This is a genomic window from Cupriavidus sp. 2SB (genome assembly GCF_005503625.1).
GTDB lineage: Bacteria > Pseudomonadota > Gammaproteobacteria > Burkholderiales > Burkholderiaceae > Cupriavidus.
Map to the genome: position 1 here is coordinate 20,158 of NZ_SCMX01000018.1, position 16,575 is coordinate 36,732.

13 protein-coding genes are annotated in these 16,575 nt (G+C 62.7%); 5 read left to right on the forward strand and 8 right to left on the reverse strand.

The genetic code is table 11. From position 1 onward, the window contains the following. The first annotated feature begins 64 nt into the window (after positions 1-64). Positions 65-5,602 (forward strand): AAA family ATPase, encoded by a 5,538-nt coding sequence (locus FFS21_RS10910; protein ID WP_137924859.1) that lies wholly within the window; start codon positions 65-67, stop codon positions 5,600-5,602. Here the strand turns inward: FFS21_RS10910 and FFS21_RS10915 are convergent, their stop codons facing one another. The 4 genes from FFS21_RS10915 to FFS21_RS10930 form a co-directional block, all read right to left on the reverse strand. Continuing rightward, positions 5,603-6,145 carry a cytochrome b gene (locus FFS21_RS10915; RefSeq protein WP_137924860.1) on the reverse strand — a complete coding sequence of 181 codons (543 nt, stop codon included), beginning with the start codon at positions 6,143-6,145 and terminating at the stop codon, positions 5,603-5,605. Then, positions 6,142-7,233: a catalase family peroxidase gene (locus FFS21_RS10920; RefSeq protein ID WP_137924861.1), complete on the reverse strand. Its 1,092-nt coding sequence runs from the start codon at positions 7,231-7,233 to the stop codon at positions 6,142-6,144. Before FFS21_RS10920 ends, FFS21_RS10915 begins: the two co-directional genes overlap by 4 nt. Before the next feature lie 308 nt (positions 7,234-7,541). Beyond that, the gene (aceE, locus tag FFS21_RS10925; RefSeq protein ID WP_137924862.1) at positions 7,542-10,238 is read right to left on the reverse strand and encodes a pyruvate dehydrogenase (acetyl-transferring), homodimeric type; all 2,697 of its coding nucleotides are present in this window, start codon (positions 10,236-10,238) and stop codon (positions 7,542-7,544) included. A gap of 156 nt (positions 10,239-10,394) precedes the next feature. Then, the gene (locus FFS21_RS10930; protein ID WP_137924863.1) at positions 10,395-10,919 is read right to left on the reverse strand and encodes a MarR family winged helix-turn-helix transcriptional regulator; all 525 of its coding nucleotides are present in this window, start codon (positions 10,917-10,919) and stop codon (positions 10,395-10,397) included. Between the two features lie 170 nt (positions 10,920-11,089). Between FFS21_RS10930 and FFS21_RS10935 the strand changes: the two genes are divergently transcribed. Next, positions 11,090-11,572, forward strand: coding sequence for a YkgB family protein (locus FFS21_RS10935; RefSeq protein WP_237380299.1), 483 nt, complete (start codon positions 11,090-11,092; stop codon positions 11,570-11,572). 338 nt (positions 11,573-11,910) lie between these two features. On the opposite strand, the gene FFS21_RS10940 is transcribed toward FFS21_RS10935, so the two are convergent. Next, positions 11,911-13,122, reverse strand: coding sequence for an NAD(P)/FAD-dependent oxidoreductase (locus FFS21_RS10940; RefSeq protein WP_137924865.1), 1,212 nt, complete (start codon positions 13,120-13,122; stop codon positions 11,911-11,913). Positions 13,123-13,353: 231 nt separating this feature from the next. Between FFS21_RS10940 and FFS21_RS10945 the strand changes: the two genes are divergently transcribed. Genes FFS21_RS10945 through FFS21_RS10955 form a run of 3 tightly spaced genes read left to right on the forward strand, consistent with a single transcriptional unit; the run spans position 13,354 to position 14,452 of the window. Continuing rightward, positions 13,354-13,542 (forward strand): hypothetical protein, encoded by a 189-nt coding sequence (locus FFS21_RS10945; RefSeq protein WP_137924866.1) that lies wholly within the window; start codon positions 13,354-13,356, stop codon positions 13,540-13,542. Between the two features lie 32 nt (positions 13,543-13,574). Then, on the forward strand, positions 13,575-14,006 hold the full coding sequence (locus FFS21_RS10950) for a cupin domain-containing protein (RefSeq protein ID WP_137924867.1): 432 nt from the start codon (positions 13,575-13,577) through the stop codon (positions 14,004-14,006). Further along, positions 14,003-14,452, forward strand: coding sequence for a carboxymuconolactone decarboxylase family protein (locus FFS21_RS10955; protein WP_160473271.1), 450 nt, complete (start codon positions 14,003-14,005; stop codon positions 14,450-14,452). Before FFS21_RS10950 ends, FFS21_RS10955 begins: the two co-directional genes overlap by 4 nt. A gap of 57 nt (positions 14,453-14,509) precedes the next feature. On the opposite strand, the gene FFS21_RS10960 is transcribed toward FFS21_RS10955, so the two are convergent. The 3 genes from FFS21_RS10960 to FFS21_RS10970 form a co-directional block, all read right to left on the reverse strand. Beyond that, positions 14,510-14,905, reverse strand: coding sequence for a cupin domain-containing protein (locus FFS21_RS10960; RefSeq protein WP_137924869.1), 396 nt, complete (start codon positions 14,903-14,905; stop codon positions 14,510-14,512). A 42-nt stretch (positions 14,906-14,947) separates the two neighbouring features. Further along, complete coding sequence (locus FFS21_RS10965) at positions 14,948-15,367, reverse strand: organic hydroperoxide resistance protein (protein ID WP_137924870.1); 420 nt, start codon at positions 15,365-15,367, stop codon at positions 14,948-14,950. A 79-nt stretch (positions 15,368-15,446) separates the two neighbouring features. Further along, the gene (locus tag FFS21_RS10970) at positions 15,447-16,412 is read right to left on the reverse strand and encodes an alpha/beta fold hydrolase (RefSeq protein WP_249359301.1); all 966 of its coding nucleotides are present in this window, start codon (positions 16,410-16,412) and stop codon (positions 15,447-15,449) included. Positions 16,413-16,575: the final 163 nt, after the last annotated feature.

Genomic DNA, 16,575 nt, shown 5'->3' on the forward strand with positions numbered 1-16,575 from the left:
GCAATAGCTCAACTCACGCCATTTCCGACACAATATCGGGATCCATCCGAGTCTGTGCCAAGGCATGAGCGACAAGCACTACACATCCGCCAGCAACATTTCCCTCAGTGACTACTGTCTTGTGCCCATCCACCAGGATGGCATCATGGCGCTCTCGCGCGGCGTGCCGCCCGGAAGCGAGGAAACCGTTCTTCTTGCCCATGCTGCATCGGACCAATCGGAGGCCGTGGCCGCCCGGCTGCTGGAGAACGAGTACGCGTTGCGCTCGTTGCTGCGGACCAGTTGGGCCATCGTCCCCAGGACATTGTCCCGGGCGCACAGCGGCGTGTTCGCGGTCTACGACGATGACGCCGGCCACCCTCTCGGTGCGCTCGACGACGCGCAGCATTCCGTGGAACGCGTGCTGTCGATTGCCGTCAAGGCCAGCGTCGCACTGAAAGCGGCGCACGAAAGCGGATTGATCCACCGGTCCATCACGCCGTTCACGCTGTTCGTGGACGACGAGGACACCTGCCGCATCTCGAACTTCGGCTTCGCCCAACGCCAGACCGAAGGCGACAAGCAGGCGCCGCAGCAGATCGTCCTGCGTTCGGACGTACTGCCCTATATTTCGCCGGAGCACACCGGACGCACGCGGCATCCCATCGACACGCGCAGCGATCTCTACTCGCTCGGCGTGGTGATCTACCAGCTTCTGACGGGGCAGTTGCCGTTCAAGACCGGCCACGCCGCAGAGCCGTCGGAATGGCTGCACAGCCACGTTGCACGCACGCCCACCTCGCCCAATACGCTGGACGCCAACATCCCCGAGGCGCTCTCGGCCATCGTGCTCAAGCTGCTCGACAAAAGTCCCGCGCTGCGATACCAGTCCGCTGCGGGACTGGAGGCCGACCTGAAACGATGCGAGGCGGAATGGACAGGCAAGGGATTGATCGGCTTCTTCCAATTGGGCGATGCCGATCATCCTGCGGAACTGGTGCTGGCCACAGGGCTGTTTGGCCGCGACACCGAGATGGAGGCACTGTCTTCCGCACTGGACGATGCGCGCAGGTTGCAACGCCCCGTGGTGGTTACCCTCATCGGCCAGTCGGGCGTGGGCAAATCCACGCTGCTGCATGCCTTTCTGGCCCACGCGCAGGAGTCAGGCGCGCCCGTTGCCCTGGGCAAGGCCGATCAGGTCCGCTCGGACATTCCCTACGCGCCCATCGCGGAAGCCGTCCGCGCGCATGTGCATCACATCCTCGGACTGGACGAGGCACAACTGGCGTCCTGGCGCGCGCGCGTCAAGCTCGCATTGGGCACCTACGGCAAGGCAGCTTCCCGCATCGCCCCGTCGATCAGCCTGCTGGTCGACGAGTTTCCCGCGCCCGCCAGCGACGTAGCGGACGATGCGCACGTGGAAACAGCCATGCTTCGGATGATCGGCGTGTTCAGCCAGCCGGGGCAACCCTTCGTGCTGGTGATCGACGATTACCAATGGATCGACGAGGCATCGCATCGACTGCTCGCCGGACTGCTCGATGATCGCGACAACCTTCCCCTCCTGCTCGTCTGCACCGCCCGCGAAGAAGTCCTGAGCGGCGTCGTTGGCCATCAACTCGCGACACTGCGCCACGCGGCGAGTGCTTCCGCGAATCTTCACCTCGTACCGCTCGACCTCACGGTGCTGACGCGCGTGCTAGCCGAAACACTGCGCGACACCCCGCAGGAAGTGCAACCGCTCGCCCAGGTCATCCAGATGAAGACGGCGGGGAACCCGTTCTTCGTCAGCCAGTTCCTGCGCATGCTGGCGGACTGCCGTCTCATGCAAATCAGCGAAGACGGCAAGTGGAAGTACGATCTGGAGGCAATCGATGCCCATGAGATCACGGAGAACGTTGCGGAACTGGTCTTGCAGCGGCTGGAGCGCCTGCCCGACAGCACCTCCGAGATTCTGGCGAACATGGCGTGTCTGGGTCGAAGTACCGAGTTGTGGCTGCTCGGCGAACTCTTCCATCTTAGCGAGCGTGCCCTGCACGCGGCACTGTCTCCCGCGCGCAGCCTGGGGATCGTGAGCCTTTCCGACCAGAGCTACAGCTTTACCCATGACCGCGTGCAGGAAGCGGCAAGCCGGCTCATCGACCCTGCGCTTCGCGCAAAGACCTGCCTGCGGGCAGGCAAGCTGATGGCCGACTCGATGCTCGCCGACCAAGGCGCCCAAGCGGACGATCTGCTGTTTCGTACCGCAGGATGGATGGCACAGGGCATCGACAGCGTGACCGCGCCCATCGACATGATGGAGGTGTCCCGCATCTTCCTGTCGGCATCGCGCCGCGCGCGCAGCAGCGCCGCACTGGCCAGCGCGCATGCCTATGTGGAACATGGCCTGGCCTTGCTGGACCGTCTTCCCGTTTCGCATGCTGGTCGCGCAGATCTGCTCTATGCACTGCGGCAGGAATATGCGGCCACCCTCCTACTGCAAGGTCAGCTCGATTCGGCACTCGCCATTGTCAATGCGCTGATCGAGCTTCCCGTCCCGGCCCTTCAGGTGGCCAACGCCTACCTGCTCAAGATCGAGATCCATTCCCGGCGCTCCGAAAACAGCCTGGCATTGAAGACCGCGATTGACGGGCTGAAGCGGTTGGGCATCCAGTTGCCCAGCCATCCGACCGCACGCCAATGCGATCAGCAATACGCGCAGATCCTCCCCCACCTCTGCGCCTCGCAACTGGAAGCACTGCACGCGCTGCATGAAGTCACCGATGCGGAAGCCGCCGCTGCCATGGACCTGCTCACGGCGGCGTTCGTACCGGCCAGCTTCACCAACGCGGACGTGGCATTCCTGAGCCTGTGCGAGATGGTCAGGCTGACCGTAGCGCATGGCATGAGCGCTGCCTCGGCGGCGGCGCTTGCCTGGCTCGGCGTCCTGGTGTGTCATCGCTATGGGGCGAACCATGACGGATTCCGATATGGCGAGACAGCACGCCATATCGTTGCCCGCCGTGGCTACGTGGCATGGGAAGCCCGCGTACTGCTGCCGCTCGATCAACTCAGCGTCTGGACCCAGCCCCTGTCCTATGCGGTGGAATGCGCCCGGGCCGCGTTCGGCGCGGGTGTGGCGCATGGCGATATCACCATGGCGTGCTACGCGGCCTGCCATATCACCGCGAACCTGCTGGTCCGGGGAGACAACCTCGCGGAGGTCCGTCGCGAAGCCGGGCGGGGGCTCGATTTCGTGAGAAAGGCCGGCTACCGCGACGTCGAGGCCATCCTGGAACTGCAGCGCGCATTCATCGACGACCTGATGGCTCCCGATGGCGTCGTCCGAGGGCTGCTGGAAGCGGAGTACCGCGCGCCCGACGGCGAGCAACTTGCCACCTACGAGTATTGGCAATGGATCTACCGCGCGACGGTCCATTTCCATTCCGGACGAATCGGTGATGCAGCCCTGTGCCTGGACCAGGCCACTGCATTCGCATGGTCGGCGCCCGCGCACATCCATACGTTCGACTTCCATTTCCTGCGCGCACTGGTGATCGCCAGCCAGTACGCCTCGGCCAACGTCATCGCGATGTCCACGCTGCGCGAGGATGCGGCCAGGATTCGCGCGTGGGCCGATGACAACATGGAGACGTTTGCCGACAAAGCCGCACTGATCGACGCCGAGATCGCGCGCCTGGGCGGTGAGACCACGCAGGCGATGTCCCTGTACGAGGAAGCCGCCACACTCGCACGCGAACGCGGCTTCTGGCACGTGGCGGCAATCGCCCATGAGCGTGCGTCCACCCACTGCGATTCATTGAACCTGGGCCTGGCCGCCACCGCGCATCGGCAGTTTGCGCTGGAAGCGTACCGGACCTGGGGCGCGACCGCCAAGGTCCGGCAGCTCGAAGCGCTTCATCCCGGCCTGTCCACCAAGGCGAGCGGGACGTGGCAGATTTCCCCCGGCGTCCACTCCTTCGACAACGAAAGCGTCATCCGCGCCTACCACGCACTGACGCAGGAAGTCCGTCTCGATCAGGTCATCCGCAAACTGATGACCATCGTCCTGGAGTATGCCGGCGCAGAGCACGGGCATCTGGTCAGGACCACGCCCGAGGGCCTGGTCATCGAAGCCAGCGCGCACACGGTGGATTGCGGCATTGCTGTCGATCTGGTGCATATCGCCGCCGATGCCACCCACCTGCCCCTTTCCCTGCTGAACACGGCAGTGCGCACCCAGCAAGCCATCCGCGTCAGCGAGCCGTTTGGCGCCAACCCGTTCGTCTCCGACCCCTACTTCGCGGACCGCCCGGATGGCTCCGCCATGTGCCTGCCGCTCGTTCGTCAGAACGAAGTGGTAGGCGCCCTGTATCTGGAGAATCGCCTGGTTCGCGACGGATTCACACAGACCCATACCAGGCTGCTGGAACTCATCGCCGTGCAGGCCGCCATCTCGCTCCACACCGCACGGCTCTACGATGACCTGCACACGGAGAACGAACGCCGCCGCCGCGTGGAACTCGAATTGAGAACCAGCGAAGCGACCCTTGCCATGGGCGAGATGGTGAGCCTGACCGGAAGCTGGCGGTGGGACCTGCGGCGCGACGAGTTCATCTGTTCGAGCGAACTCCTGCGGCTGTTCGAACTGGAGGATGCACCGGCGCCCATTCGCTTCGACCGCTTCCTGGAGCGGATGCATCCCGAGGACAGGGACGATGTGAACCTGAAAGTCGAAACCGCCATCCAGGACATGGCACCCATCCAGGTAGAACACCGGCTCGTCCGCAAGGATGGCTCGGTCCGCTACGTCGTTGCTGTCGGCAAACCGCTTCAGGTGGATGGCGAGAACTTCGACTACGTGGGAACCGTGTCCGACGTGACGGAGCGGCGCAAGGCGGAAGATTCCGTGCAAAGCGCGCAATCGGAACTCGCCCGCGTCACGCGCGCCACCACGGTAGGCCAGCTCACCGCATCGATTGCGCACGAGATCAACCAGCCCCTGATGTCCATCGTGTCGAATGCCGGCGCCAGCCTGCGCTGGCTCGCAAAGAATCCGCCGAACCTGGAAAACGCCAGGGAAGGCATCGAGGAAATCGCCACCGCCGGACAGCGCGCCGGCGCCATGATCAGGAGTCTTCAGGATCTGACGCGCAAGAACAAACCCGTGCTGGCCCCCGTGGACCTGAACCGTACCATCAGCCAGATCCTTGCCATCGCACGCATGGAGATTGACCGCCGCAATGTGTCGCTCCGGCTCCATACCGCGGCCAACCTGCCTCCGACCTTCGGCGATGCCATCCAGTTGCAGCAGGTCATCCTGAATCTTGTTCTCAACGCGGTGGAAGCCATGGGGGATATGACGGATCGCCCACGCATCCTGGAGATATCCACCGAAACCAGCGGAGACGACATGATCGAGCTGGCCGTCTCGGACAACGGTGCCGGCATCAGTGCCGTCATGGAGGATGAGGTGTTCGAGCCGTTCTATACCACCAAGGAAAGCGGCATGGGCATGGGGCTATCCATTTCACGCTCCATCATCGAGGCGCATGGCGGCAAGCTGCGCGCGCGCCGGAGAACCCCGCACGGCAGCGTTTTCTCGTTCACGATCCCGCTTCGCAGAGAATCGGGGGAATCTTGATCAGCCCGGGCGTCCCGTCGTCATCGATGACAGGACGCCGTCGCGCCGGATCAACCCGTGGAATAGTGCGGCCGCAATATGCAGCACGACGACGGCGAAGAACAGGAAGGCCCCTACGGTGTGCGCCTCGCGCAGCCATGCGAACAGATAGGGGTCATGCGGAAGAATCGGGGGCAGTTGCAGGCTTCCGAACAGCACAATCGGATATCCCGCCGCGGACAACATCCCCCACCCGATCAACGGCATGGCGAACATCAACCCATACAGCAGCCACTGTGAAGCCATGGCAGCAAGACGTTGCGCCGGCGGCACCGACGCGGGTAACGCTGGCGCCGGATTCAGGAAGCGATTCCACAATCGAATGACGGCCAGCACCAGAATCGCAATGCCAATGGGACGATGCCACGACACGAGCGTCAGGTAACGCGACGATACGGTAGCGACCATGCCGATGCCGATCGCCAGCATGGCCAGAATCAGCACCGCCATGAGCCAGTGAAGCAGTCGGGAAGGCAAGGAAAATCCTTGCGATGGCGTCTTCATGATTTCCCCCCAGCCAGCACGTCAGTTTCCGTCACAGCGCTTGGCGGCTTGGCCGCCCGCTCCTTCTCCCGCAGCATGAACGATCGCGAGTAGGCTGCCGACCGCGCGCTGGGAATCGCATCTGCAGATGTGGAAATACCCGCTGGCAATACGGTCGGGTCGAAGTTGATATCGGTGCATGGACCGACATCTTCCGAGGTCAGCTTGTCCAGCGTCACCGTTCCAAGGTCGATGTGCTGGCGGTCCTCCGGCCACGGCAAGTCAGGACTCACCGGATCGCCGGGTTGACCGATGGTCGCAACCATCTTCCACGTCAAAGGGTGATGTGCCGCGTCCGCGATCAGCGCATCGAAGAGATAGTTGGGGTCCTGCTTGTCTTGCGGTGCGGCCGGGGAGAATGGCTGCGCGGGAACGGCAGACCATCGTACGGGAACGCTTCGCCCGTCCTTGTCCACGAATTCAAAAGTATCGAGGGCGTTGTACGTGTCATTCGAAAACCCCGAGGAAACCGCGCGCTTCCCTATCACAGCCATGGCGGCCACCGTTTCCGGGTGTGCTGCCTTGAAGGCCTGCATCTTTTCAGGATCGGGCTTTCCCGTGTTGCGGTCGGGAATCGACGCGATCATCTGCGCATAGAACGCCTGCACGTTCGCGACCGGAAACAGCGGCAGGTCAATCATGGCAGTCCGCCACTCCTGGCCATGGGGCGGCTTGAACTGTAGCGCGAGGCTACGCACCAAACCTGGTGAATCGGGAATGAAGGGCATGCCACCGGCAAACGCAAAGCGCCCGATCACCGGGACACGTCCAGAGGCCAGGACGTCGGCCTTGCTGAATGTGGCGCCCTCTCCGGTGCTATCGAACCAGCCTGCGGCACACAAGCCCTTGGCGTGATTCCTGCGGAACCCGATGTGCGTGCCGTTCTGCGCTTCGAAGCCGTCGATGACGGTTGTCTGGGTCAGACGGCCCGGGGTTAGCCACCCGCCGGCATAGGCAAATCCAGCCGTGACGCCAAGCACGACGGCCCCAATGGCCCCCAACCGGACTACCCTGGCGCCACCACTCAGCTTGGCCGATTCATCTTCCATCGCGATTCCCCCCGCACAGTTTGCAAGCGCTGTATGCGGCAACGGAAAACAATGCCTTGTGCCGCTGACTGCAAGTTATGCGAAGTCGGTAGGCCGCACCAGCCTACGATAGATTCCCCTATCCTATGTTTTGGCGTGCCCGGGCTATACCATCGCATAGGAAGGGAATAACGTCCCCCGGCTCATCGAGTCACACTGATCCGGCCACTGCTGCACCGAAGGAAGCTCGAGGCGCCAAGAGGTTCCGCATGCTCTCGTGGATACTGATTTCCTGCGCTTCGGGGAACAACGCAGCAACCGTATGCCGATCAGGCATGCAACGGGTTCGGCTTCTCCGGATCGATGCCGTACTTGCGAATGGCTTCCGATACGCGTTCGACAGGGAGGGTTCCCTCATCCGCAAGCGCCTTCAATGCGGCAACTGCGATCCACTGACGATCTACTTCGAAGAAATGCCGCAATGCCGCGCGTGTATCGGAGCGCCCAAAACCGTCGGTGCCCAGCACGATGAATTTCTGCGGCACATAGGCGCGGATCTGATCGGCCAGTGCACGGATATAGTCGGTCGCCACAACGACCGGTCCGCGCGCATCGTGGAGCAGTTGCGTCACGTGCGGCACGCGGGGCGGCGCCTCGGGATGCAGCAGGTTGTGTCGTTCTGCCGCGCGGCCGTCGCGCGCAAGCTCCGTGAGTCCTGGCACCCCCCACACGTCCGCAGCCACGCCCCAGTCCTGCTGGAGCAATGCGGCTGCCGCGATCACCTCATTGAAGATCGTGCCAGCACCCATCAACTGCACGCGCGGTACGGATGGCGCGGCCTGCGACTTGCTGAACGCATACATGCCCTTGACGATATGCTGCGCCACGTCCGGTCCCTCCGGCATGACCGGCTGCGCATAGGATTCGTTCATGACGGTGATGTAGTAGTAGACGTCTTCCTGCTCCTGCACCATCCGGCGCAAACCATCCTGCACGATCACGGCCAGTTCGTATGCGAACGACGGGTCGTAGCTGATGCAGTTCGGCACTGAGGACGCCCACAGCAACGAATGTCCATCCTCGTGCTGCAGGCCTTCGCCATTGATGGTGGTCCGTCCCGATATGCCTCCGAGCAGGAACCCTCGCGCGCGCATGTCGGCTGCTGCCCAGGCGAGATCGCCCACGCGCTGAAAGCCGAACATCGAATAGAAGATGTAGAACGGCACCATGGGTTCGCCATGCGTGGAATAGGACGTTGCCGCCGCGATCCAGTCCGCCATGCCGCCTGCCTCGTTGATGCCTTCCTGGAGGAACTGGCCAGTGGCCGACTCCCTGTAGGACGTCAGCGCGTCGGCATCCTGCGGGGTATAGCGCTGGCCGTCCTGATTCCAGATGCCGATCTGCCGGAAGAGCCCTTCCATGCCAAAGGTGCGCGACTCGTCCGGCACGATGGGCACGATGCGTTTGCCCAGTGCCTTGTCGCGCAGGAGCGTGCCAAGGATGCGTACGAAAGCCATGGTGGTCGACATGCCCCGCCCTTCGGGGGTGGCCTTGAGCAGCGCGTCGAAGGCCGACAGGTCGGGCACCGGCAACGATGCGGCTTTCTGCCGACGCGCAGGCAGGTAACCACCCAGCGACTGGCGACGTTCGCGCATGTACGTGAGCGCCTTCGATCCTTCAGGCAAGCTGACATACGGCACGTCCTCGATATCGGCATCGGCAACGGGCAGCGCGTATTTGTCGCGCAAGGCCAGCAGGGCCTCACGCTGCACCTTCTTCTGCTGATGATTGACGTTCGAGGCCTGCCCCTGGTCTCCCATGCCGTAGCCCTTGATCGTCTTGGCGAGAATCACGGTCGGCACGTCGCGGCTGCGCGCCGCCTCCGCGAATGCCGCGAACACCTTCTCGGGATCGTGGCCCCCGCGGTCCAGGCTCCACAGATCGTCGTCGGTGTAGTCGGCCACCAGCGCCTTCAGCGCCGGTGTATTGAAGAAATGCTCGCGCAGGTAGGCGCCGGACTTCGAACGGTAAGTCTGATATTCGCCATCGACCACTTCCATCATCCGTTGTGCCAGCGCCCCACTTGTGTCGCGTGCAAACAAGTCGTCCCAGCGACTGCCCCACAGCACCTTGATCACCCGCCATCCGGCCCCCAGGAAGATGCGTTCGAGCTCCTGCACGATCTTGCCGTTGCCACGCACGGGCCCGTCCAGGCGCTGAAGATTCGCATTGACCACGAACACGAGATTGCCCAGGCGTTCGCGGGCCGCCATGCCAATCGCGCCGAGAGATTCGGGCTCGTCCATTTCGCCGTCACCGAGGAAGACCCACACCTTCCTGTCGTCGGTCTTCGCAATGCCACGCGCCTGCAGGTACTTCATGAAGCGGGTCTGATAGATGGCCATCAACGGACCCAGTCCCATCGATACCGTGGGGAACTGCCAGAAGTCCGGCATCAGCCACGGGTGAGGATAGGAAGACAGCCCTTGCCCGCCCACCTCGCGCCGGTAGTTGTCGAGCTGCGCCACATCGAGCCGGCCCAGCAGGAACGCCCGCGCGTAGATGCCCGGCGACACATGGCCCTGTACGAAGATCAGATCGCCGCCGTGCTCCGGCGTGGGAGCGCGCCAGAAGTGATTGAAGCCCACGTCATAGAGCGTGGCTGCCGAAGCGAACGAAGCGATATGCCCGCCAACATTGGAAGTCTTCCCGGCGCGCACCACCATCGCCATGGCATTCCACCGGGTATAGGCGCGAATGTGGCGCTCGAGCTCGCGGTCGCCCGGCATGCGGGGCTGCTGGTCGACGGGAATGGTGTTGACGTACGGCGTGCCGGCGGAATGCGGCTGCATCTGGCCGCGCAGGCGTGCATGCGCCATCTGCCGCTCAATCAGGTAGTGCGCACGGACGGGACCGACATTGCCAAGAACGCCGTCGAGCGCCTCCAGCCATTCCGCTGTTTCCTGCGGGTCGTCATCCCGAGGATCATTGGTGGTTGCGATGTGAACAAGTTGCGCGGCAGTCATGGCAGGTCTCCTTCGGTGCAATCCGATGAGAACAGTGTAGGCCATAACTACGACTTGTACAGTCGGCGTTATTAGACGAATGCTTCGGGTGATCCGGGCATGGCTCATGAGAAGGGCCAGGCAAGGACCTTACGTCCGCGATGTCGCCTGCTGCGCTCAGGCGCGTGGGCAGAGCATGCCGAATGCATCCATCGGGCAATTTGCGCATGCGTCCTGATTGCACAGGCGGCATACGCTCATCGCCGACGTGGCATCGCTCGGCATGCTGACAAGCATCGTCTCCACCAGCCGCTCCAGCACCGCACGATCCGTGGACGACACGTGGCCCAGTACCGACTCGATCGCGGCGCGGCGCCCTTCCAGGATGGTGGCCCGCTCCGTCTCGCCCGCCGCCGTCAGGTGCAGGGCGATGGCCCTGCGATCGCTTGCGGCGGGTGTGCGTTGAGCAAAGCCGGCTGCGACGAGCCTGTCCACCATACGCACCGCGCCAGGATGGCTCAACCCGGACACCTTGCCCAACTGATCGATGGACAATCCCGGCGCGTGGCCGATCACGATCAATGCGGCCGCCGCCTCGCCGCGCAACGATGTGCGGTGATCAACTTCTGCGTGAATCCGATCGGAAAGCCCTGTCGCCAGGGCACCGAGCATGTTTGCGAGTCGCAAAGGGTCCTTCTTCATTTGTCCTTGCTCCGAGTAAAAGCGTATCCTATTATATGCATGACTCATGCATATATGTAAGAGTTTTTGTGATGAAGGTGCAACACCTTCGAAGTTGGTTGCTGGACAGCCTAGGCACTCAGCGATTGACGTACATCCCTAATCTGTTCAGGAGCAACACCATGCACTCGATGTCTTCCTTTGCCGCGACGCATCCCCAGGCAGCCGTTCACGACCGTACGGTCTTCCTGTTGCGCTGGTCTCTCGTGGTTGTCTTTCTCTGGTTCGGTGGAATGAAGTTCACCCTTTACGAAGCGCAAGGCATCGCGCCATTCATCGAGCACAGCCCGTTCATGAGCTGGTTGCACACTGCCTTTGGAATACGCGGTGCCAGCGCCGTCATCGGCACGCTGGAACTCGCAACAGCCGCCGCGCTGGCCGTTGGCGCCTTCCACCGGGGCGTTTCCGTATTGGGTGCCGCGATGTCCTGCGCCACCTACGCGATTACGTTGACGTTCTTTTTCACGACGCCTGGTGTCGCCGAGCCCACTGCCGGCGGATTCCCCGCCATTTCGGCGCCGATCGGTCAGTTCCTGTTGAAGGACCTCGTGCTGCTGGCTGCGTCTGTCGTGCTGCTGCAATCCTCCCTCGCGCACTGGAAAGCCCGCGCGTAACGCCCGCACTTTCTCGATGACGATGGCGCCTCACGGCGCCATTTTTGTTTGGCAATCTGCGTGAAATATTTCCCATATCAGCATGGGCGTGGAGTGTGCTCTGCACTGTCTGCTCTTCGCCGCGCGTACCGTGGAGGCGCTGCCCGCCGCGTATGGCTGCCCTGGTGGTGCAGGGGTTGGTTGAGCAATCGCGCGGCAGACCGGCGCAGTATCCGATGACGAAGCAGATAAAGAAGCAGATAAAGAAGCGGATGAAGGAGCGGATGAAGGAGCGGATGAAGGAGCCAAACAAGAAGGGCGATCCCGGAGGATCGCCCTTCTTCTCTTCTTGCAGCCGATCAGGCCACGACGATGCGCCGTGGGTCGGCCGAGGCCAGGGCCTCGGCGCGGTTCGCGCTAGGCGGGTAGATCCATTCCGTGTTGATCTTCGTTTTCAGCGCCTTGGCTTCGGCACCGGACAGCTTCACCTGACGGTCCCAACCTTCGGTGTACACCGCGCCCCATGGGCCCAGGTCGAGGCACGTCACGTACTTCGGCTGGCTGTACGGGATCGGCGAGTGGCCCAGCAGGTCGGCTGCCACGTTGTGTCCCGCCGAGCGACCGAGGTTCATGGCGTGCTGGCAGGACATCATGGTCACGTTGCCTTCGTCGTCCGTGGCAGCACGGGCTACGTCCCCTGTCGCGTAGACGTGCTCCACGCCATCCACCTTCAGATTGCGGTCAACATGAAGGCGGCCGAAATTGTCGCGCTGCGCGGGAATCTGGTCTGTCAGCGCACTGGCACGTGCACCGGCAGTCCAGATCACGGTGTTGGCATCGATGCGTTCCCCGCTCTCCAGCGTGACGCCGTTCGCGTCAACCGATGACACACCGGAACCCAGCTTCCACGTCACGCCCAGTTCGGTCAGGGCCTCGGTAATCACCGGGCGCGGGCCTTGTCCCAGATCCGGGCCGATCTCGCCATTGCGCTCCACCAGAATGACACGCACTGTGGTGTCGGCACCCAGCACTTCACGCAACCGCGCCGGCATCTCGGCCGCCGTCTCGATACCGGTGAAACCAGCGCCGGCAATGACCACGGTATTACGCGCGATGCTGTCGGGGCGGTCTGCCAGAGCGTGCAGATGCGCTTCCAGCCGCGAAGCATCTGCCACCTGATCGACATTGAAAGCATGCGCATCCAGGCCGTCGATGGCCGGGCGGAACAGCCGGCTGCCCGCGGCCAGCACGAGCCGGTCATAGTCCAGGGTCTGGTGCGACGTATCGGCGCCTACACCCTTCACTTCCACCTTGCGCGCTGCCACGTCGATGCGCTCGACAATGCCCTGCACGAAACGCACGCCAGTGGCGGCAAAGATCTCGAGCAGCGGCGCCTTCATCTTCAGCGGGTTCTGTTCATAGAGCCGAGGACGCACATGGAGCGCGGGTTCCGGCGCAACCAGCACGATTTCCACATCGGTGCGCGCGGCCTCGTCGAGCAGACGGGCCGAAGCAAGGGCGCTCCACATGCCGGCAAAGCCGGCGCCAATAACAAGAATGCGTTGGGACATCTCTACTGCTCCTGATTGGATCTTTACTGCACTGACCAGCGGCGGCGCCGCCTGCGTCTCCGGGTCGCGTCATTCGCCGCGCCTTAACTACGATTGTATGAGTCGTAGTTAAGATGAGCAAGAAATTTTTGGAACGGGTTTAGCGACGCCATCCTCTACTTGCAGCATTCCGGCGGATCGACTATCTTTATCTCCGACTACATTAGTCGTAGTAAAGAACTGGAGTTGATCATGAGACGGTTTGGTTGGGTAGGCGTGCTGGGCACGTTGGCTGTACTGGCTACCGGCATCGCCACATGGGCGGCAGCCGACGGTGCGCTTGCGCCGCAGGGCGCGCATGGGGTGCTTCTGGGTGCGCAACATGCCGATGGCACGAATGCCGCCAGCCAGGCATCCGGGCCTCCCTATCCGGTGACCTGACCGCCTCTGACAACCCGAACATGGAGATCGAGATGAAAATTGTTTCCTCACGCATGCTGGCGCCGTTATTCATGGCGGCCGGCCTCATGCTTGCCGGCGGTGCGATGGCACATGGCACCGGCGAGACCGTCACACCAAATTTCTCACGCGCCATTCCCAATATCCCGGGCAAAACGCTGATCGCGGTAGAGGTGAACTATGCGCCGGGTGGCGCATCACACCCGCACCGGCACGCCGGGTCTGCATTCATCTATGCCTACGTCGTTTCGGGCAGCATCGTCAGCAAGGTCAACGATGGCCCCGAACGCGTGTACAAGGCGGGTGAGAGTTTCCACGAAGACCCGGGCTCGACCCATCCGGTCAGCCGGAATGCCAGCAAGACCCAACCCGCGAAGCTGCTGGCCGTTTTCGTGGCCGATACCACGGACACCGAACTCACCACCAACCTTGGCACCAAGAACTGATCATGCGTATCGACTACACCCAAACCTCTCCAGCCGGCGTCAAGGCGCTCGGCACGGTCTACGGCTACATCACCCAGTCCGGGCTCGACGCCGTGCTGGTGGAACTGACCTACCTGCGCATCAGCCAGATCAACGGTTGCGCGTACTGCCTGGACATGCACACGCGCGAACTCACACGCAAGGGTGTTGACGTGCAGAAGCTCGCACTGGTGCAGGTCTGGCATGAAGCCGGGAATCTGTTCACCGAGCGCGAGAAGGCCGCGCTGGCCTGGGCGGAAACCGTGACACGCGTCGCCGATACCCACGTGCCCGACGAAGCGTTTGCAGCGGCCGCCGCGATCTTCGAAGAGAAGGAACTGGCAGACCTGACCATCGCGATCGGCCTGATGAACGCGTTCAATCGTCTCGCCATCAGCTTCCGGCGTGCGCCAGCGCAAGCCGTGTAACGACGAAATGCCGACGCCCGCCGCATTGCGACGGGCGTCGGGGCAAAGCGCGAAGCCTTACTTTGACGGCGTTGCCAGCGGCGCGCCCTTCTTCACGATGTACGTCGCCAGCTCCGACGATTTGCCGCTCCCCACGTTGCGGGCGGAATGTGCCATGCCCGCGGGAATGAACAGCGCCTGACCGGCCTTGAGCGTCACGGGCGGACTATCACCAAGCTGGTACTCCAGCGTGCCCTCCAGCACGTAAGCGATTTCCTCGCCCGGATGGGCGTGTTTGGGTGCAAACGCGCCAGGTTCAAAGTCCACGCGGACCTGCACCCCTTCGAGATGCGGCGTGCTCAAATCGTGCTTGACCAGATCCGTGCGATGGATGCCAGGCGCCTGCGCCTGGGCGGTCGAGAACGCCATCGCGCCAGTGACCGCAAGCGCTGCAAGTGAGAGAGTCTTGTTCATGATGGTCTCCAATGGATGGGATATGCGATGCGGTGCCACAGGTCAGACGACCTGTATTTCCACGTCGATGTTGCCGCGCAAGGCTTTCGAGTACGGGCAGATCTGATGCGCGCGCGCCGCCAGGGAACGCGCAAGGTCGGTATCGATACCCGGCAGGGACACATTGAGGCGAGCCGCAAGCAGGAAAGCGTCGCCAGCGCGGCACAAATCGATTTCCGCTTCGACCGCCGCATCCGCAGGCAGGGTGATATCGGCAGCCTGCGCCGCCTTGCCGATCGCGCCGAGGAAACAGGCAGACCAGCCGGCACCCAGCAGTTGCTCTGGATTTGTGCCGGGACCGTTGCTGCCCGGTCCGGAAAGCTCGACCGCGAGACGGTCATCGGAACTGCGGGAATGGCCGTTCCGACCTCCCGTCGTGCGGGTCTTGCCGGTGTAGATCACGGTATCGATAGCTTGCGTCATGAATTTCAGGGATGTCAGGAGTGTTCGCCACTTGTGGAATGCGACGGACCATGGTGGCGACACGGACCGCGCGAAGCGCTCAAGGACGGAAGGCGTCGCGGACTTCGTCGATGGTGTCGCCTGGACGCTGGAGGTGCGGGTAGTGGCCCGTGGCAGGCAACAACCGCAATGGCGCAGCGGTCCTGCGCGAGAACTCGACACCCATCTCCTTGTTGATATAGATGTCCTGTTCACCCCAGACAACACGCACCGGCGTTTTCAGCTTCGGCAGTTGCGCTTCCAGTACATGCTGGTCTCGCGTGAAGTGCGCGTAGTAGTGTGCAAACGCATCGGCGGACGAAAGGTGTCCGTTCTGCCAGCCGCGTGCCATGTCAGCCTGATACTCGGCATCGAGCGCATAGCGTTGCGCTTCTGGCAATCCGCGCGTGAATGCGTTCTTCAGAATCTCGTCGCGCGAGGCATTGAAGGCCCTTCGCACGGCTTCGGCAGACGCTGGCTCCTTCAGCGCCTGCAGGCGCTCCTGCATATACTGCGGCCGGTCGAACGGTGCAAAATCCCCGACAACGATCATGCGGGCGATATCCGGCCGATCGACGGCAGCAAGCAGCGCTGGCAAGGCGCCGATATCGGTCGCGTAGATCACCAGGCGGCTACCGCCGATGCCTGTCGTGTCGATGTAGCGCGTGAGGACCGTGGCGTAGTCGCGAGGCGCGTAGGCGAAACGCTCCACAGGCGGACGCGAAGATTCGCCGAATCCGGGCCAGTCGAAAGCATGAACTTCGAAATCCCGGCCGAGCGTCCTGGCAATCGCTTTCCAGGCAAACATGGTCTCGGGAAAGCCGTGCAGGAAAAGCACGGTGCCCTTGGGCGCTGACGGCCGGACCACCATGTGTCGCAAACGCAGATCGGCACCCACGTCCACATTGCCGACTTCGAATGCGACTTCGGCAACGTCATGTGACGCAGCGATGGCGGTGGAGGCGCTGCTCATCAGCGCTGCCGACACAGCGGCAACAGTTGCCACCATGCTGGCTGACCGACGCATTGCTGATCTCTTACCCATCTCCACTCCTCTTGGCACCAGGGAAGGTGCACGATATGTTGCATATGCAGCATTAGAGCCAGCCGATGTATCTCTCCTGTAAGGGTGAGCCGGTCAAAACGTATCGTTATGTGTGCAGGAGTCAGACGGATACATGCCTGTACAA